This window comes from Enterobacter sp. JJBC (assembly GCF_036936505.1).
GTDB lineage: Bacteria > Pseudomonadota > Gammaproteobacteria > Enterobacterales > Enterobacteriaceae > Enterobacter > Enterobacter hormaechei_C.
Genome location: NZ_CP136935.1, coordinates 136,278 through 160,990 on the forward strand (window position 1 = coordinate 136,278; position 24,713 = coordinate 160,990).

A 24,713-nucleotide genomic window follows, 5' to 3' on the forward strand; every position below is an offset into this window, starting at 1 on the left:
ATTAATGCGCATTGTGTTTGTAATGAAAAACGGGCAGGCCCAGCTTCAGGCGCAATGCCAGCATACGCGCGGTGAAGCCAAACAGCAGGGTGGAGATAACCACCACATCGTGGCTGGTGACATAGTGCTGCAAGGCGACGTAAAGCACTGCCGCAGCAAAGGAGATGCCGGCATACAGTTCCTTCTGGAAAACCAGCGGGATACGTTTGCAGAACATATCCCGCAGCACCCCGCCAAACACGCCCGTGATCACGGCAGCAATGGTGGCGATAACCGGGCCTTCACCCATATCGAGAGCGATTTGTGCGCCAATGATGGAAAAAACAATCAGCCCAAGCGCATCCAGCACCAGGAACACGCGGCGCAGATGAGGCATCACCGGGGCCACAATCGTGGTTAGCACGGCTGCCGTTGCCACGATAATGACGTACTCAGGGTTTTTTACCCAGCCGAGCGGATAATGGCCAAGCAGGATATCGCGTACGGACCCGCCGCCGAGCGCGGTGGCTGTGGCAATGATAATCACGCCGAAGGTGTCCATACGGCGACGTCCGGCAGCGAGCGCGCCGGTCATGGCTTCTGCGGTAATGCCAATAAGATAAAGAATGTGAAGCAGCATAAACCCTCCGGAATGAAGAGAAGGAGATTAGCGATTTGTGCGGAAGATCACGATTGAGATTTTCTAAGGTGAGGGGGTTTGCCCTACAGAAAATTATCAACGCATGCCAGGCAGGCTTGATATAAGGCGGGATAGAAAGGAAGTAGGGTTAAGAAAGGATTAGAAAAAGTAATGGGTGGTATGCGAGGCAATACCACCCTGAAAGGAATTACTCGATATTCTGGATCTGCTCGCGCATCTGCTCAATCAGGACCTTCAGTTCAATCGCTGAATTGGTTACCTCTGCATTGATAGACTTAGACGCCAGCGTGTTCGACTCGCGATTGAACTCCTGCATCATAAAGTCGAGACGGCGGCCTACCGCTTCTTTCTTCTTCAGAATGTTGTAGGTCTCTTTAACGTGCGCTTCCAGACGATCCAGCTCTTCAGCCACGTCCACACGCTGCGCCATCAGCACCAGCTCTTGTTCCAGACGGTTGTTTTCCAGCTGGACTTCCGCCTCTTCCAGTTTGGCGACAAGACGCTCACGCTGCCATTGCAGCACTTCTGGCATATGAGCGCGCACTTTAGCGACTTCGGCGCTCACGCCCTCAAGGCGTTGCTCAATCATCGCTTTCAGCGCCTGGCCTTCGGTTTCGCGGGCAACGATAAAGTCGTCCAGCGTGCCGTCGAGTGCAGCCAGTATCTCAGCGGTAATCGCGTCCAGATCCTGCTCTCCGGCGGCCATCACGCCAGGCCAGCGCAGAATATCAACCGGGTTGATCTCGCCTTCATCGCTTTGCATTTTGACCCAGTTCGCCGCATTAACCAGCTGTTTTGCCAACTTTTCGTTCAGGATCAGTTCGCCCTGTGCACTGGCATCGGGCTCAAAACGCAAATTACATTCCACTTTCCCGCGGGTCAAACGCGTACGGATACGCTCACGCACCACAGGCTCCAGGCTGCGGAACTGTTCCGGCATACGGAAATACGTTTCCAGATAGCGCTGGTTTACCGAGCGCATTTCCCAGGTAGCGCTACCCCAGCTACCCTTGATTTCACGCCGGGCGTAGGCGGTCATACTGCGGATCATAGACATTCCCGTTTTTAAAGGAGAGATGGGGGGATTATAGCTTTCAGGGGCTTCTCAGGATAGGAATAAGCGTCCTTTATCCGTATAATGCGCAGCCACATTCGTTTCAAGCCGGAGAATCCATCATGCGTCCAGCAGGTCGTAGCGCCAACCAGGTGCGTCCCGTCACCCTGACCCGTAACTATACAAAACACGCTGAAGGCTCCGTGCTGGTTGAGTTTGGTGACACCAAGGTGCTTTGCACCGCGTCCATTGAAGAGGGCGTGCCTCGCTTCCTGAAAGGTCAGGGCCAGGGGTGGATCACCGCCGAATACGGTATGTTGCCGCGCGCAACCCATACCCGTAATGCCCGTGAAGCGGCAAAAGGTAAGCAGGGCGGCCGTACTATGGAGATTCAGCGCCTGATCGCGCGTGCGCTCCGCGCCGCGGTTGACCTGAAAACGTTGGGTGAGTTCACCATCACGCTGGACTGCGACGTGATCCAGGCCGATGGTGGCACGCGTACGGCCTCTATTACCGGTGCCTGTGTGGCGCTGGCAGACGCCCTGAACAAGCTGGTTGCCGCCGGTAAGCTGAAAACCAACCCAATGAAAGGGATGGTTGCTGCTGTCTCCGTTGGTATCGTTAACGGCGAAGCGCTTTGCGATCTGGAATACGTTGAAGATTCTGCCGCAGAAACCGACATGAACGTGGTGATGACCGAAGATGGTCGCATCATTGAAGTGCAGGGTACGGCAGAAGGCGAGCCATTCACCCACGAAGAACTGCTCACCTTGCTGGCGTTGGCCCGAGGGGGAATCGAATCTATTGTAGCGACGCAGAAAGCGGCGTTAGAAAATTGATTTTAAGGCGACCAATGAGTCGCCTTTTTTTTGCCTGTAAGACTGAAAAGACAAAGGAGCAAATCCATGAAATCGTATCAGCGCCAGTTTATTGAGTTTGCGCTTAACAAGCAGGTACTTAAGTTTGGCGAGTTCACGCTGAAATCCGGGCGTAAAAGCCCGTATTTCTTCAACGCCGGGCTGTTTAATACCGGGCGCGACCTGGCACTGTTAGGCCGCTTCTATGCCGAAGCGCTGGTGGATTCCGGGATTGATTTCGACCTGCTGTTTGGCCCCGCGTACAAAGGCATTCCAATCGCAACCACCACGGCGGTGGCGCTGGCGGAGCACCATGACCGCGACGTACCGTACTGCTTTAACCGTAAAGAAGCCAAAACCCACGGTGAAGGCGGCAACCTGGTAGGCAGCGCGTTGCAGGGCCGCGTGATGCTGGTGGATGACGTGATCACCGCAGGTACCGCGATCCGTGAATCGATGGAGATAATCCAGGCTAACGGTGCAACGCTTGCGGGCGTGCTGATTTCGCTCGATCGTCAGGAGCGTGGGCGCGGCGACATCTCTGCTATTCAGGAAGTGGAGCGCGACTACAACTGCAAAGTGACGTCGATTATCACCCTGAAAGATCTGATTGCGTATCTGGAAGAGAAGCCTGAGATGGCTGATCATCTGGCGGCGGTGCGTCAATACCGCGAAGAGTTTGGCGTTTAATTCAATTGCCCGGTGGCGCTGCGCTTACCGGGCCTACCCGTTCGTAGGCCGGATAAGGCGAAGCCGCCATCCGGCGATGGCGTTACTGTAACTGAGCAGCCACTAACGGCCAGCGGGCGTCAAAATCGTCCGTTGGTCGATATTTAAACTCGCTGCGCACAAACCGGGAGAGCATCCCTTCGCAAAATGCCAGGATCTGGCTTGCCAGCAGGGTTTCATCCGTATTATATCCCTCGCCTTCCCGCATTTTCTTCTCGCGCAGAACCTGACGCAGCTGGGCTTCGATACGCTCAAAAAGCTGGTTTATACGGCCTTGCAGACGATCCTGTTCAAACATCAGCGCGTGGCCGGTCAGAATACGGGTCAGACCCGGGTTACGTTCACCAAAGCCCAGAATCAGCAGCACAATCAGACGCAGACGCGTGCTGGTGTCTTTTTCATCCTTCAGAATCAGGTTGATGCGCGTGATCAGGCTGTCTTCGATAAACTCGATCAGGCTGTCAAACATCCGGGTTTTGCTCGGGAAATGACGATACAGCGCCGCCTCTGACACGCCCACAGAGGCCGCCAGTTTTGCGGTGGTGATGCGTTGACTGCCGTCGCTGGATTCAAGCATCAGAGCCAGAGATTGAAGTATTTCTTCGCGACGATTCCTTTTCGCGGTTTGTTTTTCTGCCATGTTACAAAATACCCCTGAAAATAAGCACTTGTCAGGCTGGCAACCACACAGCGACCCGCAAACTGACGTTTGCGGTTTGTTATTGCATTATGGCGCTGTGAGATGCGTGTTTGTCGGGCGGTTATTTGCGCCCGGAATGGCCGAAGCCGCCTTCGCCACGGTCGGTAGCGTCGAAGTCTGCCACCAGGTTAAATTCTGCCTGCACCACCGGTACAAACACCATCTGCGCGATACGCTCGCCCGGCTCAATGGTGAAGCTGTCCTGGCCACGGTTCCATACGGATACCATCAGCTGACCCTGATAGTCAGAGTCGATCAGGCCGACCAGGTTACCCAGCACGACGCCATGCTTATGGCCCAGGCCAGAGCGCGGCAGGATCACCGCTGCCAGTGACGGGTCAGCAATGTGAATCGCCAGCCCGGTCGGGATCAGGGTCGTTGCACCCGGCGCCAGTTCTACGGCGTCATCGAGACAGGCGCGCAGGTCAAGACCGGCAGAGCCGGAGGTGGCATACGTTGGCAGCGGAAATTGCTCGCCAACGCGCGGGTCCAGAATCTTAACGTCGATTTTTTTCATCATAACGGGTAACGATCTCGTCCAGTAAGTGTTGGCCCAGGAGTTCTTTGCGCTCAAGCGGTAAGACTTTATCTCCATCCTGCCAGAAAAGGTGCAATGCGTTGCTGTCGCTGTTAAATCCTTGCGTGGACAGCGATACGTCGTTCGCGCAAATTAAATCGAGGTTTTTGCGGGTACGTTTTTGCCGGGCATATTCTTCCACATTATTCGTTTCTGCGGCAAACCCAACAACGTAAGGACGATGAGTTTTCAGTGCGGCGACACCGGCAACGATATCCGGGTTCTTCACCATTTTTATTGTTAATTCATCGCCTTGCTTTTTAATTTTGGCGTCAGCAATAGTTTCGGCGCGGTAATCAGCGACGGCCGCACAGCCGATAAAAATATGCTGCTGTTGAGCATGTGCCTGTACGGCGGCGTTCATTTCCAGCGCGGTCGTCACATCAATACGCTGCACAAACGCAGGGGTGGTAAGCGACACCGGGCCGCTCACCAGCGTGACGTTCGCGCCGCGTTTGGCTGCCGCGGCAGCAATCGCAAAGCCCATTTTGCCGGAGCTGTGGTTGGTGATGTAACGCACCGGATCCAGCGGCTCGCGCGTGGGGCCCGCGGTAATCATGATGTTGAGATGTTGCAGATCGTTGACAGGCGAGAAATGGGCGGCGGCCATATCAACAATCGTTAATGGGTCGAGCATACGCCCTGGCCCCACGTCGCCGCAGGCCTGGCTGCCGCTGTCCGGTCCCCAAATCAGCAGGCCGCGCGAGGCCAGCGTGTCCAGATTGTGCTGGGTAGCGGCGTTGCGGTACATCTGCTGGTTCATTGCGGGCACAACCGCGACGGGCGCAGGCGTGGCGATGCAAATGGTCGTTACCAGATCGTTCGCCATACCGGCTGCCAGGCGGGCAATTAAATCTGCCGTGGCGGGGGCAAGGATAACCAGATCGGCCCATTTCCCCAGCTCAATGTGGCCCATTGCGGCTTCGGCCGCCGGGTCGAGAAGGCTGTCGGATACCGGGTATCCCGAGACGGCTTGCAGGCTCAGCGGGGTGATAAAGGCTTTGCCGCCTTCGGTGATCGCGACCCGTACGTCGGCCCCGCGCTCGCGCAAACGGCGCACCAGGTCTGGCGTTTTATAGGCAGCAATACCGCCGCTGACGCCAAGAACGATTTTTTTACCGGCCAGGCTCATCATGATTCTTTCCTGTTGGGTTTCACCAGAGAGCGGGCATTTTATCACAATCCCTAAAACGGGGTGATGATGTCCTTAATTCACTTTGCGAGGCGTTACGCAAGAACGAAATGCCAGCATCGAACCCCGAATTTGCCTGTGGCAGCATAATGGCAAACAGAAGGAGGCCAGGCATGGAAGAGACTGAACTGCTGCTACCGCGTGAAAAAATGCTGCGTCATGGCGTCACGTTGTTAAAGGACGACGAGCTGCTGGCGCTCTTTTTACGCACAGGCACGCCGGGGAAAACGGTATTTACGCTGGCGAAAGAACTGATAGACCATTTCGGTTCACTGTATGGATTGCTGACCGCTGAGCTGGAGGCGTTTACGCACGTTGAGGGCATTGGCGTGGCGAAATATGCCCAGTTGCGGGGCATTGCCGAGCTGGCCCGGCGATTTTACAACGTGCGTATGGAGGAAGAAGACCCGATCCTCACCCCCGACATGACCCGCGAATTTCTGCAAAGCCAGCTCTCCGATCTGGAGCGGGAGATCTTTATGGTGATCTTTCTCGACAACAAAAACCGGGTACTGAAACATACCCGCCTTTTTTCGGGAACATTGAGCCATGTTGAGGTGCATCCGCGTGAAATTGTGCGGGAAGCGATAAAAGTGAATGCAGCCGGCGTGATCCTCGCGCATAATCACCCCTCTGGCTGTGCAGAACCAAGCAGAGCTGACAAAGCAATTACCGAACGTATTATCAAATGCTGTCAATTCATGGACATTCGTGTGCTGGACCATCTGATAATTGGCCGCGGAGAGTACATTTCTTTTGCCGAACGTGGCTGGATTTAGGCCTTTTCTCGCGATCCATCGGGATCTTTGTCTGTTCGGGACTTGAGCACACCGCCGAGTCAGCGTATACTACGCCACCTTTGAGAATCTCGGGTTTGGCATTTGGGCCTGGCAATCGAGAGTTCAATAGAACTATGCGATGACCGGGCTGTAAAGCCTGACGAGGCGCCGATACCCCATACGAAGCTCGAGCTAATTTGATTTTTGGAGAATAGACATGTCCCGAGTCTGCCAAGTTACTGGCAAGCGTCCGGTGACCGGTAACAACCGTTCCCACGCACTGAACGCGACTAAACGCCGTTTCCTGCCGAACCTGCACTCTCACCGTTTCTGGGTTGAGAGCGAGAAGCGTTTTGTCACCCTGCGCGTATCTGCTAAAGGTATGCGTGTAATCGATAAGAAAGGCATCGATACAGTTCTGTCCGAACTGCGTGCCCGTGGCGAAAAGTACTAAGTACTTAAAGAGGAAATAAATCATGGCTAAAGGTATTCGCGAGAAAATCAAGCTGGTTTCTTCTGCTGGTACAGGTCACTTCTACACCACCACGAAGAACAAACGTACTAAGCCGGAAAAACTGGAACTGAAAAAATTCGATCCAGTTGTACGCCAGCACGTACTGTACAAAGAAGCTAAAATCAAATAATTTTAGTCTCCTTGTATTGAAAAACCCCGCAACTGCGGGGTTTTTTGCATTCTGCATCTCAACGGAGGAACCATGCCTGAATTACCTGAGGTAGAGACCAGCCGCCGCGGCATTGAGCCCCATCTGGTTGGCGCGACTATTCTTCATGCTGTCGTTCGCAACGGGCGTCTGCGCTGGCCGGTGTCCGATGAGATCCACGCGTTAAGTGACAAACCCGTCCTGAGCGTGCAGCGCCGCGCGAAATACCTGCTGCTGGAGCTGCCTGACGGCTGGATCATTATCCATCTGGGCATGTCGGGAAGCCTGCGTATTCTTACCGAAGAGTTGCCTGCGGAAAAGCACGACCACGTTGATCTGGTGATGAGTAACGGCAAAGTGCTGCGTTACACCGACCCGCGTCGCTTTGGCGCATGGCTGTGGACCAAAGAGCTGGAAGGACACAACGTGCTGGCGCATCTCGGACCTGAGCCGCTCTCAGAGGCGTTTAACGCAGATTATCTCAAAGAGAAGTGCGCGAAAAAGAAAACCCCGATTAAACCCTGGCTGATGGATAACAAGCTGGTGGTGGGCGTGGGGAATATCTACGCCAGCGAATCGTTGTTTGCCGCCGGGATCCATCCCGATCGGCTGGCCTCCTCGCTGTCGGCGCAGGAGTGCGAACTGCTGGTCAGGGTTATTAAAGCGGTACTGCTGCGCTCAATTGAGCAGGGCGGGACGACGCTGAAGGATTTCCTGCAAAGCGACGGGAAGCCGGGTTATTTTGCGCAGGAGTTGCAGGTTTATGGCCGTAAGGGTGAGCCGTGCAGAGCCTGCGGGACGCCGATTATTGCCACGAAGCACGCTCAGCGCGCCACGTTTTACTGCCGTCAGTGCCAGAAGTAGGGTTACTTTAGCTTTTCCATCAACGCCTGGTGGACGTTAACCGGCAGGAAGTGGGTAACGTCCCCGTGATGGCGCGCCACCTCTTTCACCAGCGAAGAAGAGATGAAGGACCACTCTTTGGAGGGCATCAGGAATACGCTCTCCAGCTCCGGCATCAGATGGCGGTTCATGTGTGCCAGCTGCATCTCATATTCGAAGTCTGCTACCGCGCGAAGACCGCGGATCAGGATATTGGCCTGCCGGTCACGGGCAAAGTTTGCCATCAAGTCGCTGAATCCGACGACCTCAACATTCGACAGATGCGAAATCGCATCGGTGGCAAGCTGCACGCGTTCGTTCAGGTCGAACATCGGCTTTTTGCTCGGGCTGGCGGCAATGGCCAGAATCACCTTGTCGAACATACACGCCGCTCGGGTGATGATATCAAGATGACCGTTAGTGATCGGATCGAAGGTACCCGGATAAATCGCTTTTGTGCTCATGGCTCACGTTTTCTCTGAGTAGCCGCGGTTCAGCGCCCACAGCTCGGTGTATTTGTTAAAAGTATACTGGGCATTCACTACGGCCAGTAACCAGCCCTGTTTGCCGTCCAGCACGCCGCCACGCAGCAGCAGCGTTTTCAGAAACGCGCCCAGCGTGTGGGTGAAGATGCCGGTCAGCGTGGCCTTCTTGCCGCGCGCATGCCGCTCCTGTGCCCAGGCGGTGGCATAGTTCAGCTGTTTACGCTGGAAGCTGGCGAAATCGCGGCAGGTCAGATGAAGCAGATCGCCCGTCAGGGGGATGACCTGAGCGCCATCGCAGGCCAGAGATTCATGGACCAGGTTGTCGTTGTACTGATAACGCTCGCGGGCATAGAGGCGCATCACGCGGTCGGGGTACCAGCCGCTGTGGCGCATAAAGCGGCCCAGGAAATAGTTACGACGCGCGATACTGTAGACCGCGCCAGGCTGTGGCGCGGCAAGCACCGTTTGAATGGCCTGTCGGAGTTCTGGGGTGACGCGCTCATCGGTATCGATCATCAACACGTAATCGCCCGTGGCGTAACCCTGCGCACGCTGACGCTGAATACCGTAGCCCTGCCAGTCGGTGTCGGTAAAGACTTTTGCCCCGGCTGCACGGGCAACGTCCGCCGTATTGTCCGTACTTCCGGAGTCGAGAATGACGATTTCGTCAGCCCAGGCAACAGAGGCCAGGCAATCCGGAAGCAGGTCGGCGGCGTTTTTGGCGATCATCACGACCGACAGACGCGTTGACATTAGTGGCTCCGCTGCGGCAGATAAGGTTGCAGAAGTTGCAGCAGACGGGTCAGTGCGCCCTGGTTCTGATGCAGGACTTCAACGGCGTGACGACCGTACCACAGGCGGTAATCTTCGTCAGTCAGAAGGGTTGAGACCTCTTTGACCACCGAGTCCGCATCGGTCACGGTGATTAAGCCATCGGCTTGCTGCAATTTCGCGCAGATATCTTTGAAGTTAAACGTGTGTGGACCCATCAGCACGGGAATGGCGTGGGCTGCCGGCTCCAGCGGGTTATGACCACCTCGCTCCACCAGGCTACCTCCAACAAAGGCGAGGTCTGCAATGCCGTACAGCAGCATCAGTTCGCCCATCGTATCGCCAATCACCACCTGCGTGCTGCCAGAGGGGATTTCGCCGCTGCTGCGCAGGGTGAAGCTGAAACCGCCTTTTTGCACCATCTCGCGGGCATCTTTAAAACGCTCAGGATGGCGAGGAACCAGAATCAGCAGTAAATCAGGGAATTTTTCCAGCAGCTGGCGGTGAGCCTGAAGAATAATGGCTTCTTCGCCATCATGGGTGCTGGTGGCAATCCAGACCTGGCGACGCGGCGCCCACTGACGACGCAGCGTTACCGCACGGGCGGCGAGTTCAGGGGTGACGGAAATATCGAACTTCAGGCTACCCGTGACCGCAAGCTGGTTGCGCTTCAGGCCGAGGGCGATAAAGCGCGCGGCATCTTCTTCGTTCTGCGCGGCGATCAGCGTGATTTTGCTGAGCAGGCGACGCATAAATTTACCCAGCTTGCCGTACCCTTTAGCCGAGCGTTCCGACAGACGCGCGTTGGCGATAACCAAAGGAATTTTACGGGCATGCAGGGCGGAAATCATATTCGGCCACAGTTCGGTTTCCATGACGATCACCAGTTTAGGGCGCACGGTATTCAGGAAACGGTTCATGGCGCAGGGGAGATCGTACGGCAGGTAGACGTGATGCACGTCTTTACCGAAGGCAGACATCACGCGCTCTGAGCCGGTTGGCGTCATCGTGGTGACGGTGATGGGCAGTGACGGATAACGGTGGCGCAGGGCACGCACCAGTGGAATGGCGGCCAGCGTTTCCCCGACTGACACGGAATGCAGCAGAATACCGTCCGGCGCCACTTTATTGCGGCAGTAGCCATAGCGTTCGGCCCAGCGTTTACGGTACGCAGGCGCTTTACGGCTACGAAGCAACAGTCGCAGCCAAACCAGTGGCTGAATGATGTAGAGCAGGGCGGTATACAACAATTCCAAGCGATTATCCGTTTTTTTAGTTTCGGCCGGGAAATTCTAAGCATTTAAGCGTGCTAAAGCTATCTCTTATGCCAGATACCGTTTTAAACGGAAGTAGCGTCGGCCCAGGCGCCAGCGCAAACGCGGGCTTTTGGCACTTTTCCAGATGAGCTTCCAGATCCCGGTGTCGAAGAACTCTTTGATTATCATTGCTTTCTTCGCCTCATCCTTCATGTTGTCGAAGGTATGAATAATTCCCAGACCCTCTTTGGCGATTTGCCAGTGGCAGGCCGGGATATTTTTCACTTTATCCGGGTAGCGCTGGTTAATGGCATCAAGCATCTTCAGTATCTTCATGTAATGGCGCGCAGAGCGAATCAGCGTGTCGTCATTATCCGGGGTGTGCGATACCGAGGCGGAGTGAATGTAGTAGTCGTAAAAGCGTTCGCTGGTGTACTGAACGCGTTCCGCGGCAAGCAGCACCTCAGTCGTCCACGGAATATCCTGATGGCGCAGGCCAGGCTCGAAACGGAAGCCGTGCTGACGAATAAAATCGTGACGATAGATATTCAGCCAGGTCACATGCAGGAACTTACGTGAATCTAGCGCCTTTTTTAACCATACCGCACCATTCATGACGCCCGTCGAGGCGAGCTTATCTTCAGGGAAGATAGGGCGAGACGGTTTTTTGTTATTTTCCCAGACGTAGTTGCCATTGCAGGTGGCGACATCCAGGTTCTGCGTGACGGCCATATCCAGCAGACGCTGGTACATGCCGGGTTTGAAGACATCATCAATATCCGGGAAAGAGAGATACTGCCCGGTCGCAACCGCCAGGCCGGTATTACGCGCGATAGACACGCCCTGATTAGGTTGTTCAATAACCCGCATCTGTGGCAGCTTTTCGCGCCATTTTTCGACAATCTGCATCGAGCGGTCAGTGGAGCCGTCATTCACGATGATGACTTCCATACTGTCGATGTGTTGATTTACAAGGCAGGTAAAGAACTGATCGAGAAAAGCTTCACCGTTATAAACGGCAACCACCACGCTTAATAAAGGCGCTGAATTTTGCATATGAAACCTGATTATTTTTGGTTGTCGACCAAAGCAATGTATTGCTGGCAAATGGCGTTAATACCGAACGATGCGATCGTTTCGCGATCAACAACTGGCGGAGAGGCATACAATTCTGCCAGTGTTTTCGCCAGTGATTCGTCGGTTAACGCTGTCAGACCTCGCGCCAGGGGGCCAGTAAGGATCTCAGCAGGACCGCCAGGGCAGTTTGTACTCACCGGTGGGGTCTGACAGATAATGGACTCTACCAGTACATTACCAAAACCTTCGCAGTCGGAACTTAACACTAAAAGGCGTGCCCCTTTGATCCACGGGTAGGGGTTGGTTTCGAACGGGCGGAAGACGATCTTGTTTTCAATTCCCAGCTTAGCGGCAAGCTGTTTGAGCTGGTTTATTTTCGCGTCAGAACCTTTGCCCATCAACACCAGCGATGCGTCGATCTTGCTCAGCGCAAACGCCCGCAGCAGCCGGTCGTGACGTTTGTGTTCATGAAAACGGCCAACGTGGATAATGTAATCCTGCCCCTGCATCTCAAAGGGCGCTTCCGCCAGACGCTGAATTTCAGGGATATCAAAGGGGTTATGGATAACCGCTTTGCGCCGCAGGGGGATCGCGAGTACTTCAGAGAGGTCGTGCAGCACGGCGCCGGAAACCGCCACCACGTTGCGGTTTTCATAGGTATGCCGAATTTTATAATGCTTAAACCAGCGAGAAAGCCCGCTGCGATGGCGCAAATAGGAGAAGGAGAACATCCCGTGAACGCAGAACCAGACCTTATCCCGATCCAGCACGCGGCTGTGCGCCACGATACGGTCGGTTTTATGCAGATGCGAGAACACGACGTCAAATTTACCGCTGCGTTCTGCCTTCTCGATGGCGCGATCCAGCAAACGGGCGCGACGCGGGATCTCGGTCAGCTTCCGCCAGGGTTTTTTACAGGTATCCTGCACAATCTGAAAATCGATGCCTTCCGGAATGGCGTAGTCGCACACCTTCCGTAAGGAGAAAAGGGTGACCTGATGCCCCAGTTCTGTCAGTCCGCTGGAGAGGGTGAGAACCGTTTTTTCGGCTCCTCCACCGGGTAAACCATCAATAACCATTAGGATGCGCATTATTAATCCAGTAATTTTTGATAAAGCGAAATAAGCTGACTTGATAGTTTTTCAGGGGTTGCTTCTCTGACGCGTTCACGCGCCGCAAGCCCCATATTATTATTTTTTTCCAGTGAAGGGATGGACATGACGGCCTCCTTCAATGTGTGGATATCAAGTGCATCACAGTAAAACCCGTTCTGGCCTTGCTCAATAAATTCTGAACCACCGCAACTCTCTGACGTAATGACGGGCAATCCACAGGCCATTGCTTCAAGTATGACGTTAGGGAAAGGATCATACAGCGTCGGCAGCAGTAAACCATCAGAAAGCTGATAAAATGGCAGCGTCTCTTTTTGCATCCCCAGAAAACGGATTTGCCTTTCACAGCCTAATGAACGGGCGAGGTCGCGATAACGGCTTTCCGCTTTATCCTGACCGACCACAACCAGCCACGCCGATGTTCCTGCTATAGCCCGAATAGCGCTTGCCAGCCCCTTGCGTTCAAACCCTGAACCCACGAAGCAGAAAATGACGGCATCAGCGGGTAAGCCAAATTGCTGACGCAGTACAGCGCGTTGTCTCTCTTCTGCCGGAACGAAGCGGCTGGAATCTATTGAATTATAAATCACATGTATCTTTTTTGCGTCAATATCAAAGTCTTCGACGATTTCGCGTTTGATCATCTCCGCATTACAGATAACGGCTTTCAACTCGGGAGCCTGGTACATTTCACGTTCTGCGTTCATCACGTAGCGGTGATAACGATCGTGCATAAGCAGCTTCGCACGCCAGGCGGGAAGAATACGCGTACGCTGTAGCAGCCAGCGTCGATGTACACCATCCCCGGCGCGGTAAATATCGCAGCCCGGAATACGTTCGTGGCTCTGGACAATATCAAACTGCTGTTGCTGCCACAGCGCGCGTGCGGCGTGTGCAAAGCCGCGCTCACGGCTGATGCGGCCCCACTTTCGTGGATCGCAAATATGAATATGCCAGTCGTCCTGCTTTTCGCCCTGCCACTCGCGGGTGATGACGTTGAGCTCAAGATTTTGATTGCTCAGCGCGGTAAGTGCCCTGGAGACAAAACGTTCTGCTCCTCCATCCGGACGATATTTTTGGCGCACAATGGCCAGACGATGAAGCTTCATTGCAGGTATCTCCTTGCGGCGGAGACGACAGCATCAACGGGGATGGCGTCGAGATAACGTTCCGTCGTTTTTGTATCAATGGCGTCAGGGTTGGGAAGCGGGCCGTAGTTACCTGCCCAGATGACCTCGCCGTTAACCTGCCATGGCGACCAGAACGTCAATTTTGACGGGCCAAACAGCGCCACGCAGGGCGTCTGAAGGGCGGCGGCCATGTGCATGGGTACGGAGTCAACGCCAATGAACAGGATCGCGTGATCGATTAGCGAGGCCAGCTGGCGCAGGGTTAACTGCCCTGCCAGCGATACAACACCCGTCTGCGGGGAGGCGGCAAGAATGCGGTCAATCATCGCCAGCTCTTTCTTATCCGGTCCCGCCATAAGGACGATAGTGTGGCCGTCCTGCTGCAACGCGGCGATAGTTTGCGCCATTTTGCCTTCGTCCCAGCACTTAAAGAACCAGCGTGACGTGGGTTGAATAACGATGTAGCGGTCTCCCACGCCCTTTTGCGTCAGCTTTTGGTGAGCATGGCGCCAGTCATCCGCGCTGTAAGCCATGGTGACGGTAGGGTTGGCCATTACCGGCAGCGCTGACAGTATGGAGAGATTTTGTTCAACGGTGTGCAGCGACTGATGGCTGGCGACCGAGACCAGTTCACTGTGACAAAAACGCCAGAAGGCATTATTGCGCTTGTTAAAAGCGAACCCGAGCCGAACCGATGCGCCGGTGAAGCGGGTGACAATCGCGCTGCGCCACTGATCGGCAAGATTGATCACCAGATGATAATGCTGAGCGCGTAAAGCACGAAGCAACTGCCACTCTTTTTGCAGGTGCTTCAGCGTCCCCAGCTGCTTCCATTTACGATCGATACCATAGATCGTCCCGATTGCCGGATGCGCGGCGAGCATGTCTCGCGTCTCTTCATAGAGAAGCACGTCGATTTGGGCTTCAGGCCATTTCTGGCGTAATGAATTGATGACGGGGGTGGTGAGTAACATGTCGCCATGATGGCGAAGTTTGATCAGTAAAATGCGCAAATCAGGCGTGTCAGGTAAGTTATTCATCATCATCTTATCGGCGTTGTACTATTGGCAATTCTAATAGACCTGGTAACGACTTGCACTCTTTCTCCATAATGTCAGGAATTTCCCTGGAAGGGTTTACTCCTGCTTTCGGGCGTGCGTAACATAGCGCTAACTATTTTGTCTTGCGGACTTATTATGAAAAAACCAGCGTTTATCATCACGATCGATACCGAAGGGGATAATCTCTGGCAGAACCACCGGGTGATCAAAACGGAAAACGCGCGCTACCTGGCGCGGTTTCAGGCGCTTTGTGAACGCTTCGGCTTTAAGCCCGTCTGGCTGACCAACTACGAGATGGCCGTCGAACCGGTATTCATTGAGTTCGCGAAAGAGGTCATAGCCCGCGGCCAGGGTGAGGTGGGAATGCATCTCCATGCCTGGAATAGCCCTCCGGAGCACGATCTGACCGGTGATGACTGGCGCTGGCAGCCTTATCTGATTGAGTTTTCAGACGAGGTCATGCGTGAGAAAGTGCTGTTCATGACCCGCTTACTGGAAGAGACTTTCCAGACAAAAATGCTCAGCCATCGCGCCGGGCGCTGGGCATTCGACAGCCGTTATGCCCGGTTGCTGATTGAGCTGGGTTATCAGGTAGATTGTTCCGTTACGCCGCGCGTGAACTGGCGCAACGCGAAAGGTGCCCCGCAGGGTAATGGCGGAACGAATTACCAGCATTTTCCCGAACGCGCCTATTTTTTGGACGTAGACGACATTTCCCGGCCGGGAAACAGCCCTCTCCTCGAAGTGCCGATGAGTATCCAGTATAAACACCCGGCATGGCTGAATTCCCTGAAGCAGGGTTACGATCATCTGCGCGGTAAATACCGTTCTCCGTCAGTTAACTGGTTACGCCCGTCCGGCGGTAACGCGCAGGAGATGATTAAGGTTGCGCAGCAGTGCCTGGCTCAGGGGAATGACTACGTAGAGTTCATGCTGCATTCGTCGGAATTTATGCCTGGCGGCAGCCCTACTTTTAAAGACCAGGCCGCGATTGAGGGACTGTATCAGGATCTGGAGCAGCTCTTTACCTGGTTATCAGATAAGACCGTGGGGATGACGCTTGCGGAGTTTTACCAGTACAAAAAATAGTTATGCCCGCCAGGCGGGCATATTTGTTATTGCTGCTTTGTTTGTGAGAAAGGTGTACTTAACGCAAACAAAATCATAAAGAAGATTAAGGCTTCTGAACTGAGCAGTATGACATCCGTCAGTCCATACAAAAGCAAAAGAAGCATTGACGTTAGCAGCAGCGCGTTTCTGTTTCGTAGGGCATACGCAATCATCGAAACGAAGAAAAAGAGCATTACCGCTACGCCGGGGATCCCCTGCAAAGAGTATTTCTCAATAAATTCATTATGCAGATGAACTTTGATGTATTCGAGTGCACTGCCAAGGTGCGGATGTCCGTCTTTAATATACTGCCGCGTCCACGCTTCACGCTGTTCCAGCGATTGCCCTAACGGATGCGCAAGACCATTCTCGATCCCGACAGTCCACATCGAAAAACGTGCGCCCAATGACGTGCGGTCAAAACCTTGTTGATAACGTTCAACCTCACGTTGGGTTTGTTTAATTTTCGGCGAAATCAATGGATTGTAGCTAACGATTACAACGCCTGCAACAATGCATAGAAAGATGAGGGCGGATTTAAGATGAATCTTTCTGAAATGATAAAGCGTGAGCACAATTGCCAGAAGCAGATATAAACCCATCGCAGCACGGGTCCCCGTCAACAGTATGACGAAGTAAGAGATTAATATAGTGAAGCCCGCAACAACATACAGCTTCACGTTCTGTTGAAGGTAAAGACTGTATACGAAAGCCAGTGACAGGACAGAATAAACATAGGCTGAAACGGTGGCACGGTTAATTGCCATCTCAACGCGAGTCATACCTTGTGAGGCCTGCCACAAGCCATACCCTGTGGCGAGCACAAACCCTAAGGCCGTTGCGAAGAAGAAAAATTTCCTGAAGGTGTCCTTATCGATATAAAACTTAAAGCGGTCAATATAGAAAATCAGGACACTCGCTAAAATTAATTTTTTGCTGGCACCGAGATAGTCGCTGTAAAGGTTGAGTCCCTCGTTATGATACTCATAGAGTAAATACCAGCCGAGGTTAAGTAATCCAATCAGCAGAATGGGCAGCGCTATAGTAAAAGGTCGCAGAGTGATTTTTTTATATTCGAAAGCCAGGCCAATAATACTGACGTAAATAGCAATATAGAAAAACTCTCTTTGCTTCCCTGAACTGACTAAAGCCAGTATCAAAGAGATGAGGCTCAAAGCGATCGTCAGTTGATAGAGCCGTGGTTTTATTTTTTCCATAATGCCTCAATAACCCTTTTTTTATAGCTAAAACGAACATCGGTGGAGAGGAAAAAAGACAATGTATACATGGCCTTTACGCGTTGTTTCACGAGCTGCAATTGTTGGTCTGTAAGACAGGACCGATGGTTGCTGTAAATATCAAACCAGTGGCAATTGACGAGATGCTTGTAGCTTGACGGAAATGTTCTTTCCATCTGTAACGTGCATTCGACAAGCGTTGAAATTTTGCTGGCGTCCAGAGTGCTCGACAAACTGTCGCGACGCTTGATGTAATAATAATGCCCCTGGCGTTGATAGACTATTTTGTTCGATTGCATCAGCATTCCAGGGAAGACAGCGAAATCCTCATAACATAACATCGGAGGAATAGGGTTACTCTCGTACAGGCTACGATGAATAAACTGGCCAATGAGATGTGCCTGAAAGTCTTTATGGCGTAAGAAACGAGCGACTGCTTCATTTCGTGGCAATGGCACAGGATTAAATCCCTGCCAGTCTGAAGTCATTTTCCGGGGATCGCGAATCTCAAGCAAACGTGTCAGTAACATATCCGGACGTTGCGCTTTCAGGAAGGCTATTGCGTCCCCGAGGCTGCCCGGCTTTAAGCAATCGTCACTGTCGAGCATCGTAATATACTCTCCCGATGCCAGCGCGACAGCGCTGTTTCGTACCCGGCCTACGTTACGAAAGTTCACGGTGCGCGTGATGATCTGAGGAAATTTCGGCGACCACTCTTCAATTATTGCCTGCGTGGCATCCTCAGAACTGTCATTGAAAATAATGACTTCAGTGTCCTGACCGATTGCTGCCAGCAGGCTTGAAAGCGTGGCGTGCAGCGTAGCTTCAGCGTTATGCGCAGCAATAATGACGCTTAAAAAAGCCATAAAAATTAGTTTCCTTGAGCGTCGGTAGCGCTAGCCAGTGAGCGGGCTTTGGGTAATGTACGGACAAACTGCTGAAGATCGTGTAACGCGGAGTCAGTGACAGAGAATAGCGCTTCCCGTTCTTGCGGGAAGTAATAGCGCGTTTCAAACACATAAGAACAAATGTTGTCGTCATTCCCGATCAGCATCACATTGCCAAGCGGACGCTGTTCGTAATGACAACACGGTCCAAACAGCAGGACCACCGGCACGCCGACGGCGTCTGCGATATAGACATTCCCCGAGTCAGACGCGATATAGCAGTCCATCTTTGAAATGGCCCAGGGAAGCTCTTCTAGCGAAATTTTGCCAATAAGATTAATAAAATTAGGGATTTCACCGTAAAGGCGGGTGATATCATCCATCCACGACTGTTCGTTTGGCGCGCCGAAGACATAAAACTCGCAGGGTAAATCAGCGAGTTGATCAACAATCCGCTTCCAGATAACCGGAGGGACGGTTTTGGCTTTATTGCCTGCCGCAATACTGATGCCGATGCGGATAACGTCAGGTTTATCAAGAATAGCCGGCCAGGTCGTCGGCTTGAAGAGCGGCTTTGTGGCGTGCTTGGGAGAGTCTTGCCATGTGAGCGAGCGGTCGGCCAGTTTCAGGTAGTTCGTCACCGAAAGCGTTTTTTTGCCATGCTCAACGGTACCGTCGGCCGCGAGATAGAAAATCCCGTGATACCACCTGCGCGTGTAAATGCTTAAAAATTGTTTGTTTTTGGCATTGCAGACGGCGGCAAAAAAGAGGTTCACGCTGTTGGGCTGTAGCAGGTAGACGTTGTCGTAGCGGTTCATGATCCTGCACGCGAAGCACAGTTTACGCCACAGGTTGCGCTTATGCTGCTCAATAAAATAGATCTGCTCGATAGTCTCATCATGCTTCGCCAGCGCGCCAACGCTGCGACTGATCAACACATCGCTTTTTTGCAGCCAGGCCAGAAGAGGCGTCGCATTAATAAAGTCACCGATTTTGGCTGTTTGAATGACAAGGTTCTTGCCCGTGTCCTTTCGAAACAGCTTCCGGATGAGTTTCACCGGAAAGAGTAAAATCAGCAGAAATACATAACTCATGGGTTAAATATCCCTGTTGGAAAGCCGATGGCTGCCCTGTAAAAATGAAAAAATAGCATCTGCGCTAATATCCTTCGTTTGTTGCGTAGGGCTGACCATCTGATGCTGGTTTTTACCGTAACCCCCGATCAACCCCGGATCGGTCGGGCCGAAAATCGTGATATTAGGTCGATCCAGTGCGGCGGTTAAATGGCTTAACCCTGTATCCACAGAAACGACGGCGTTTGCGCCCGCCAGCTGTGCGGCAACTTGCGCCAGCGTGAGTTTGGGTAACACCTCGACATGGGAAAAACCGGCTGCCAGACGCTCCGCACGCTGACGCTCATGTTCAGCGCCCCACGGGAGTTTAATATGGATACCGCAAGGTTGCATTAGTTCAATCAGCCTTCGCCAGTGCGTTTCCGGCCAGTGCTTATCGTCGCGCGTTGTGGCATGCAGGAACACCAGATACGGCTCGGCATGCTCCTCCGTCTCGCGCAAAAAATGCTGTGCAATAGCGTAGTCACCCTGGGCTTCAGGTTTTGCATAGCCCAGGCTTTTCGCGAACAGCTCGCGGGTGCGCTCCACGGCGTGCTGTTGTTTCGCAATATGGTGTCGACGGTTATAGAACAGGCTCGCCAGCGGTTCGCGGGCGGTTTGCCAGTCCATGCCGTGCTTTACGCCGTGCGCCAGACGCGTGACCAGCGCGGCGCTTTTCACCAGCCCCTGGGCGTCGACGATCGCGTCGTAACGCCGGGCCTGCACCGCTTCGCGGAAGGCTTTGCGTTCGGCTTTAATCGGTGCGGAGAACCACGCTTTGCGCCAGCGGCGAATGGCCACCGGGATCACGCGATCAACCGCTTCATGCCAGGTGGGGATCTGCGCGAAGCCTTCTTCCACCACCCAGTCAAAACGGATGCCAGGAATGGCCCGCATGGCGTCCGTCAGCGACGGCAGCGTATGCAGAACATCACCCATTGAGGAGGTTTTAACGATCAATACCCGCATCCGTTATCCTTCTTCGCTCAACAGCAATGCGTTGAGTTCTTCAAGGACGCGCTGCGGCGTGATGTCGATCAGGCTCTGATGATAGCCTTCTGCGGCATCGCCTTTACGCACCTTGTGGTAGCCGGTGATTAAACGGATCACACGCGCCTTGTGCGACAGCGGCGGCGTGAAGTCCGGGCTGCTTGGGCCATACAGCGCAACCAGGGGACGATCCAGCGCGGCGGCGACGTGCATTAAACCGGAGTCGTTCGTCACCACGGCTTTACAGGCGGCAATCAAAATAACCGCCTGCTCGAGCTGCGTTTCCCCGGCCAGGTTTCGGCACCAGGCCTGTTGCTCGGTACTGAGCGTGGCGAGAATTTCATTGCCCGCCTCATGATCTTTCGCCGAGCCAAACAGCACAATCTGATAGCCTTCATCGATAAGCTGTTTCGCCAGCTCTGCATAGTGATAGTGCGGCCAGCGTTTTGCCGGACCAAACTCCGCGCCAGGGCAGAACCCAATCATCGGGCGTTCGGACGAAATGCCAAATGCGTTGCAGGTGTGGGATTTCTCCCCATCGCTTACCTGGAGCTGCGGCCACAGCAGCGGCTGCGGCAGATCTTTCGCGCTGCGCATCACGCCTTTGTCGTAGGCCAGCGCCACGTAGCGCTCGACCATCAGTGGCCAGGCCTCTTTATCCAGCACACGAGCATCGTTCAGCAGGCCGTAGCGCATTTCACCGCGCCAGCCGGTACGATGCGGGATGCCCGCAAAGAAGGGCACAAGGGCAGATTTGAAGGAGTTAGGTAGCACGTAGGCGCGGTCATAGCGTTTCTCGCGCAGGCTGTGGCCGAGTTTGCGGCGTTCACCGATTTCCAGCGCCCCGTGGCCGAGCGGCATCGGGATCGCCTCGTTCACTTCCGGCATACGCGATAACAGCGGACGGCACCATGCGGGTGCCATCACGTCGATTATCGCCTGGGGATAACGCGCCTTGAGCGTGCGATAGAGACTTTGCGACATCATCATGTCGCCCACCCATGACGGGCCGATCACCAGAATTTTCATACTTATGCGTCGCGATTCAGCCAGGCCATATATTCCGTTACGCCTTCGGCAACGGTCTTGAACGGCTTGTCATAGCCTGCGGCGCGCAGGTTAGTCAGGTCCGCCTGAGTGAATGCCTGGTAGCGGCCTTTCAGCTTATCCGGGAACGGAATGTACTCGATGCTGCCTTTCTTATGGTACGCCAGCGTCGCGTCTGCCACCGCCTGGAAGGATTCCGCGCGGCCGGTGCCCAGGTTGAAAATGCCGGACACGCCATTTTCCAGGAACCACAGGTTCACTGCCGCCACGTCGCCCACGTAGACGAAGTCACGCTTGAAGCCGTCGCTGCCTTCGAACAGTTTCGGGCTTTCGCCGTTATTTAACTGGGTGTTCAGGTGGAACGCGACGCTCGCCATGCTGCCTTTGTGGCCTTCGCGCGGCCCGTAGACGTTGAAGTAGCGGAAGCCGACAATTTGCGAGTTCGCTTCTGGCAGGATCTGACGCACGTACTCATCAAACAGGAATTTGGAGTAACCGTAGACGTTCAGCGGCTGCTCATATTCGCGGGATTCGATGAAATCTGAAGTGCGCCCACCGTAGGTTGCCGCGGAAGAGGCATACAGGAACGGAATTTCACGCTCCAGGCAGTAGTGCAGGAGCTCTTTGGAGTACTGATAGTTGTTATCCATCATGTACTTGCCGTCCCACTCGGTGGTGGAGGAGCATGCACCTTCGTGGAAGATGGCTTCGATCTCGCCGAACTCTTCACCCGCCATAATCTGGATAAGGAAGTCTTCTTTATCCATGTAGTCAGCGATGTTCAGATCCACCAGGTTCACGAACTTGGTGCCGTCTTTCAGGTTGTCCACCACCAGAATGTCGGTGATGCCTTTGTCATTGAGGGCCTTAACAATATTGCTGCCGATAAAGCCCGCGCCGCCAGTAACGATGATCATAACTGTAACCTTTGAAGTATGAGTCGGGGAATATCCCAAACGCTAATCTCTTTATCATATCATCACAATGCTCAGGCTTCAGCCATTCACCGATATGCAGCAGGGGTACGCGTGATTTATGCTGCAAAAACGAGAAGAGATACTGCGTCATCTCGTCATGAACTATTGGTTTGGGTAATATGTGCCAAAATTTGCCGAGTCTGGAGAATTGCAATGCGTGGTGATTTTTACAAACAGTTAAACAGCGACCTCGAGACCGCACGTGCGGAAGGGTTGTTCAAAGAAGAGCGTATTATCACGTCTGCCCAGCAGGCGGACATCACCGTTGCCGACGGCAGCCATGTGATCAACTTTTGCGCGAACAACTACTTAGGTCTTGCGAATCACCCTGAGCTGATTGCCGCGGCGAAAAACGGCATGGACACCCACGGTTTCGGTATGGCCTCCGTTCGCTTTATCTGCGGTACCCAGGACAGCCACAAGCAGCTTGAGCAAAAGCTGGCGAACTTCCTCGGAATGGAAGACGCGATTCTGTACTCATCCTGCTTCGACGCCAACGGCGGTCTGTTTGAAACCCTGCTCGGCGCAGAAGATGCGATTATCTCCGACGCCCTGAACCACGCCTCCATCATCGACGGTGTTCGCCTGTGTAAAGCGAAGCGTTTCCGCTACGCCAACAACGACATGGTTGAGCTGGAAGCCCGCCTGAAAGAGGCCCGTGAAGCCGGTGCCCGCCACGTGCTGATCGCCACCGACGGCGTGTTCTCCATGGATGGCGTGATCGCCAACCTGAAGGGCGTGTGCGATCTGGCGGATAAATACGACGCGCTGGTGATGGTGGATGACTCTCACGCGGTTGGCTTTGTCGGCGAAAACGGTCGCGGCTCCCACGAATACTGTGACGTAATGGGCCGCGTGGACATCATCACCGGTACGCTGGGCAAAGCGCTCGGCGGCGCGTCTGGCGGTTATACCGCTGCGCGTAAAGAGGTGGTTGAGTGGCTGCGTCAGCGCTCCCGCCCGTACCTGTTCTCCAACTCCCTGGCGCCGGCGATTGTGGCTGCCTCTATTAAAGTGCTGGAGATGGTGGAATCAGGAGCTGAACTGCGCGAGCGTCTGTGGGCTAACGCCCGCCTGTTCCGTGAAAAAATGAGCGCAGCAGGGTTCACCCTGGCCGGTGCTGACCACGCGATCATTCCGGTGATGCTGGGTGACGCGGTTGTCGCACAGCAATTTGCTCGTGAGCTTCAGAAAGAAGGGATTTACGTGACCGGGTTCTTCTTCCCGGTGGTACCAAAAGGTCAGGCGCGTATCCGCACCCAGATGTCTGCGGCGCACTCGCCTGAACAAATTGAACGTGCGGTGGAAGCCTTTACCCGCATCGGCAAACAGCTGGGCGTAATTGCCTGAGGACGTGTGATGAAAGCGTTATCCAAACTGAAAGCGGAAGAAGGGATTTGGATGACCGACGTACCGGAGCCGGAAGTCGGTCATAACGATCTGCTGATCAAAATTCGTAAAACCGCCATCTGCGGTACTGACGTTCACATCTACAACTGGGACCAGTGGTCGCAAAAAACTATTCCCGTGCCAATGGTAGTCGGCCACGAATATGTCGGCGAAGTAGTCGGCATCGGCCAGGAAGTGAAAGGCTTCAACATTGGCGACCGCGTCTCCGGTGAAGGCCACATTACCTGTGGTCACTGCCGCAACTGTCGCGGTGGGCGTACCCACCTGTGCCGCAACACCGTCGGCGTGGGCGTGAACCGTCCGGGCTGCTTCGCGGAATACCTGGTGATCCCGGCGTTTAACGCGTTCAAAATCCCGGACAATATCTCTGACGATCTGGCCTCCATCTTCGACCCGTTCGGCAACGCGGTACATACGGCGCTCTCCTTCGACCTGGTGGGGGAAGACGTGCTGGTCTCCGGCGCAGGCCCCATCGGTATTATGGCGGCAGCCGTGGCGAAGCATGTGGGTGCGCGCAACGTGGTGATCACCGACGTGAACGAATACCGCCTGTCGCTGGCGCGCAAAATGGGCGTCACCCGCGCGGTGGATGTCTCGAAAGAGAGCCTGACCGACGTGATGGAAGAGCTGGGCATGACCGAAGGCTTTGACGTGGGTCTGGAGATGTCCGGCGCGCCACCCGCGTTCCGCACCATGCTCGACACCATGAACCACGGTGGTCGTATCGCGATGCTGGGTATTCCGCCGTCAGATATGTCCATCGACTGGAACAAAGTCATCTTCAAGGGGCTATTCATTAAGGGCATCTATGGCCGCGAGATGTTTGAGACCTGGTACAAGATGGCCGCGCTGATCCAGTCTGGTCTGGATCTGTCCCCGATTATCACTCACCGTTTCTCCATCGATGAGTTCCAGCAGGGCTTTGACGCGATGCGTTCCGGCCAGTCAGGGAAAGTGATCCTGAGCTGGGATAAATAA

27 protein-coding genes are annotated in these 24,713 nt (G+C 54.1%); 9 read left to right on the forward strand and 18 right to left on the reverse strand.

Going from position 1 to position 24,713, the window contains the following annotated elements; all coding sequences use genetic code 11:
- Window position 1 precedes the first annotated feature (1 nt).
- Window positions 2–619 carry a trimeric intracellular cation channel family protein gene (locus RY075_RS00660; RefSeq protein ID WP_015570045.1) on the reverse strand — a complete coding sequence of 206 codons (618 nt, stop codon included), beginning with the start codon at window positions 617–619 and terminating at the stop codon, window positions 2–4.
- Window positions 620–827: 208 nt separating this feature from the next.
- A complete protein-coding gene (locus RY075_RS00665) occupies window positions 828–1,691 on the reverse strand; it encodes a YicC/YloC family endoribonuclease (RefSeq protein WP_003860907.1) in 864 nt (287 codons plus the stop codon).
- A gap of 125 nt (window positions 1,692–1,816) precedes the next feature.
- Between RY075_RS00665 and rph the strand changes: the two genes are divergently transcribed.
- Window positions 1,817–2,533 (forward strand): ribonuclease PH, encoded by a 717-nt coding sequence (rph, locus tag RY075_RS00670; protein ID WP_015570044.1) that lies wholly within the window; start codon window positions 1,817–1,819, stop codon window positions 2,531–2,533.
- Window positions 2,534–2,599: 66 nt separating this feature from the next.
- Window positions 2,600–3,241, forward strand: coding sequence for an orotate phosphoribosyltransferase (gene pyrE, locus RY075_RS00675; RefSeq protein ID WP_003860903.1), 642 nt, complete (start codon window positions 2,600–2,602; stop codon window positions 3,239–3,241).
- Between the two features lie 82 nt (window positions 3,242–3,323).
- On the opposite strand, the gene slmA is transcribed toward pyrE, so the two are convergent.
- From slmA to coaBC, 3 genes are all read right to left on the reverse strand, one after another.
- Complete coding sequence (gene slmA / locus RY075_RS00680; protein ID WP_003860901.1) at window positions 3,324–3,920, reverse strand: nucleoid occlusion factor SlmA; 597 nt, start codon at window positions 3,918–3,920, stop codon at window positions 3,324–3,326.
- 121 nt (window positions 3,921–4,041) lie between these two features.
- Window positions 4,042–4,500, reverse strand: a complete 459-nt coding sequence (dut, locus tag RY075_RS00685; protein ID WP_015570042.1) for a dUTP diphosphatase — start codon at window positions 4,498–4,500, stop codon at window positions 4,042–4,044.
- Window positions 4,478–5,689: a bifunctional phosphopantothenoylcysteine decarboxylase/phosphopantothenate--cysteine ligase CoaBC gene (coaBC, locus tag RY075_RS00690; RefSeq protein ID WP_338628674.1), complete on the reverse strand. Its 1,212-nt coding sequence runs from the start codon at window positions 5,687–5,689 to the stop codon at window positions 4,478–4,480. The genes dut and coaBC overlap by 23 nt, the downstream gene beginning before the upstream one ends.
- Before the next feature lie 173 nt (window positions 5,690–5,862).
- On the opposite strand from coaBC, the gene radC reads away from it, so the two are divergent.
- From radC to mutM, 4 genes are all read left to right on the forward strand, one after another.
- A complete protein-coding gene (radC, locus tag RY075_RS00695; RefSeq protein WP_006812419.1) occupies window positions 5,863–6,528 on the forward strand; it encodes a DNA repair protein RadC in 666 nt (221 codons plus the stop codon).
- 217 nt (window positions 6,529–6,745) lie between these two features.
- Window positions 6,746–6,982, forward strand: a complete 237-nt coding sequence (gene rpmB, locus RY075_RS00700; RefSeq protein ID WP_002436699.1) for a 50S ribosomal protein L28 — start codon at window positions 6,746–6,748, stop codon at window positions 6,980–6,982.
- Between the two features lie 22 nt (window positions 6,983–7,004).
- Window positions 7,005–7,172 (forward strand): 50S ribosomal protein L33, encoded by a 168-nt coding sequence (gene rpmG / locus RY075_RS00705; RefSeq protein WP_003024094.1) that lies wholly within the window; start codon window positions 7,005–7,007, stop codon window positions 7,170–7,172.
- A 72-nt stretch (window positions 7,173–7,244) separates the two neighbouring features.
- Window positions 7,245–8,054 carry a bifunctional DNA-formamidopyrimidine glycosylase/DNA-(apurinic or apyrimidinic site) lyase gene (gene mutM, locus RY075_RS00710; protein ID WP_003860879.1) on the forward strand — a complete coding sequence of 270 codons (810 nt, stop codon included), beginning with the start codon at window positions 7,245–7,247 and terminating at the stop codon, window positions 8,052–8,054.
- A gap of 2 nt (window positions 8,055–8,056) precedes the next feature.
- Here the strand turns inward: mutM and coaD are convergent, their stop codons facing one another.
- From coaD to rfaQ, 7 genes are all read right to left on the reverse strand, one after another.
- Window positions 8,057–8,536, reverse strand: a complete 480-nt coding sequence (coaD, locus tag RY075_RS00715) for a pantetheine-phosphate adenylyltransferase (protein WP_015570040.1) — start codon at window positions 8,534–8,536, stop codon at window positions 8,057–8,059.
- Window positions 8,537–8,539: 3 nt separating this feature from the next.
- The gene (locus RY075_RS00720) at window positions 8,540–9,310 is read right to left on the reverse strand and encodes a glycosyltransferase family 2 protein (RefSeq protein ID WP_023315166.1); all 771 of its coding nucleotides are present in this window, start codon (window positions 9,308–9,310) and stop codon (window positions 8,540–8,542) included.
- Complete coding sequence (gene waaA / locus RY075_RS00725) at window positions 9,310–10,584, reverse strand: lipid IV(A) 3-deoxy-D-manno-octulosonic acid transferase (RefSeq protein WP_003860874.1); 1,275 nt, start codon at window positions 10,582–10,584, stop codon at window positions 9,310–9,312. Before waaA ends, RY075_RS00720 begins: the two co-directional genes overlap by 1 nt.
- A 66-nt stretch (window positions 10,585–10,650) precedes the next feature.
- A complete protein-coding gene (locus RY075_RS00730) occupies window positions 10,651–11,640 on the reverse strand; it encodes a glycosyltransferase (protein ID WP_023315167.1) in 990 nt (329 codons plus the stop codon).
- An 11-nt stretch (window positions 11,641–11,651) separates the two neighbouring features.
- Window positions 11,652–12,752, reverse strand: a complete 1,101-nt coding sequence (locus RY075_RS00735) for a glycosyltransferase (protein ID WP_338627983.1) — start codon at window positions 12,750–12,752, stop codon at window positions 11,652–11,654.
- Window positions 12,753–12,754: 2 nt separating this feature from the next.
- Window positions 12,755–13,882: a glycosyltransferase family 4 protein gene (locus RY075_RS00740; protein WP_045350351.1), complete on the reverse strand. Its 1,128-nt coding sequence runs from the start codon at window positions 13,880–13,882 to the stop codon at window positions 12,755–12,757.
- Entirely contained in the window at window positions 13,879–14,949 is a 1,071-nt protein-coding gene (rfaQ, locus tag RY075_RS00745) for a putative lipopolysaccharide heptosyltransferase III (RefSeq protein ID WP_338627984.1), read from the reverse strand. Before rfaQ ends, RY075_RS00740 begins: the two co-directional genes overlap by 4 nt.
- 150 nt (window positions 14,950–15,099) lie before the next feature.
- On the opposite strand from rfaQ, the gene RY075_RS00750 reads away from it, so the two are divergent.
- Window positions 15,100–16,053, forward strand: coding sequence for a polysaccharide deacetylase family protein (locus tag RY075_RS00750; RefSeq protein WP_109948586.1), 954 nt, complete (start codon window positions 15,100–15,102; stop codon window positions 16,051–16,053).
- 26 nt (window positions 16,054–16,079) lie between these two features.
- Here RY075_RS00750 and RY075_RS00755 read toward each other — a convergent pair whose 3' ends face one another.
- The 6 genes from RY075_RS00755 to rfaD are packed head-to-tail and all read right to left on the reverse strand — an operon-like array spanning window position 16,080 to window position 22,265.
- Complete coding sequence (locus tag RY075_RS00755) at window positions 16,080–17,291, reverse strand: O-antigen ligase family protein (RefSeq protein WP_338627985.1); 1,212 nt, start codon at window positions 17,289–17,291, stop codon at window positions 16,080–16,082.
- Window positions 17,279–18,178 (reverse strand): glycosyltransferase family 2 protein, encoded by a 900-nt coding sequence (locus RY075_RS00760; RefSeq protein ID WP_022650152.1) that lies wholly within the window; start codon window positions 18,176–18,178, stop codon window positions 17,279–17,281. Before RY075_RS00760 ends, RY075_RS00755 begins: the two co-directional genes overlap by 13 nt.
- A gap of 5 nt (window positions 18,179–18,183) precedes the next feature.
- Entirely contained in the window at window positions 18,184–19,293 is a 1,110-nt protein-coding gene (locus tag RY075_RS00765) for a glycosyltransferase family 9 protein (protein WP_022650153.1), read from the reverse strand.
- A 3-nt stretch (window positions 19,294–19,296) separates the two neighbouring features.
- A complete protein-coding gene (gene rfaC, locus RY075_RS00770; protein ID WP_022646632.1) occupies window positions 19,297–20,280 on the reverse strand; it encodes a lipopolysaccharide heptosyltransferase RfaC in 984 nt (327 codons plus the stop codon).
- Between the two features lie 3 nt (window positions 20,281–20,283).
- The gene (gene rfaF / locus RY075_RS00775; protein WP_003860863.1) at window positions 20,284–21,330 is read right to left on the reverse strand and encodes an ADP-heptose--LPS heptosyltransferase RfaF; all 1,047 of its coding nucleotides are present in this window, start codon (window positions 21,328–21,330) and stop codon (window positions 20,284–20,286) included.
- A gap of 2 nt (window positions 21,331–21,332) precedes the next feature.
- Window positions 21,333–22,265, reverse strand: coding sequence for an ADP-glyceromanno-heptose 6-epimerase (gene rfaD / locus RY075_RS00780; protein ID WP_003860858.1), 933 nt, complete (start codon window positions 22,263–22,265; stop codon window positions 21,333–21,335).
- A gap of 213 nt (window positions 22,266–22,478) precedes the next feature.
- Between rfaD and kbl the strand changes: the two genes are divergently transcribed.
- Complete coding sequence (kbl, locus tag RY075_RS00785) at window positions 22,479–23,675, forward strand: glycine C-acetyltransferase (RefSeq protein ID WP_023315172.1); 1,197 nt, start codon at window positions 22,479–22,481, stop codon at window positions 23,673–23,675.
- A 9-nt stretch (window positions 23,676–23,684) separates the two neighbouring features.
- Window positions 23,685–24,713: an L-threonine 3-dehydrogenase gene (tdh, locus tag RY075_RS00790; RefSeq protein WP_017383610.1), complete on the forward strand. Its 1,029-nt coding sequence runs from the start codon at window positions 23,685–23,687 to the stop codon at window positions 24,711–24,713.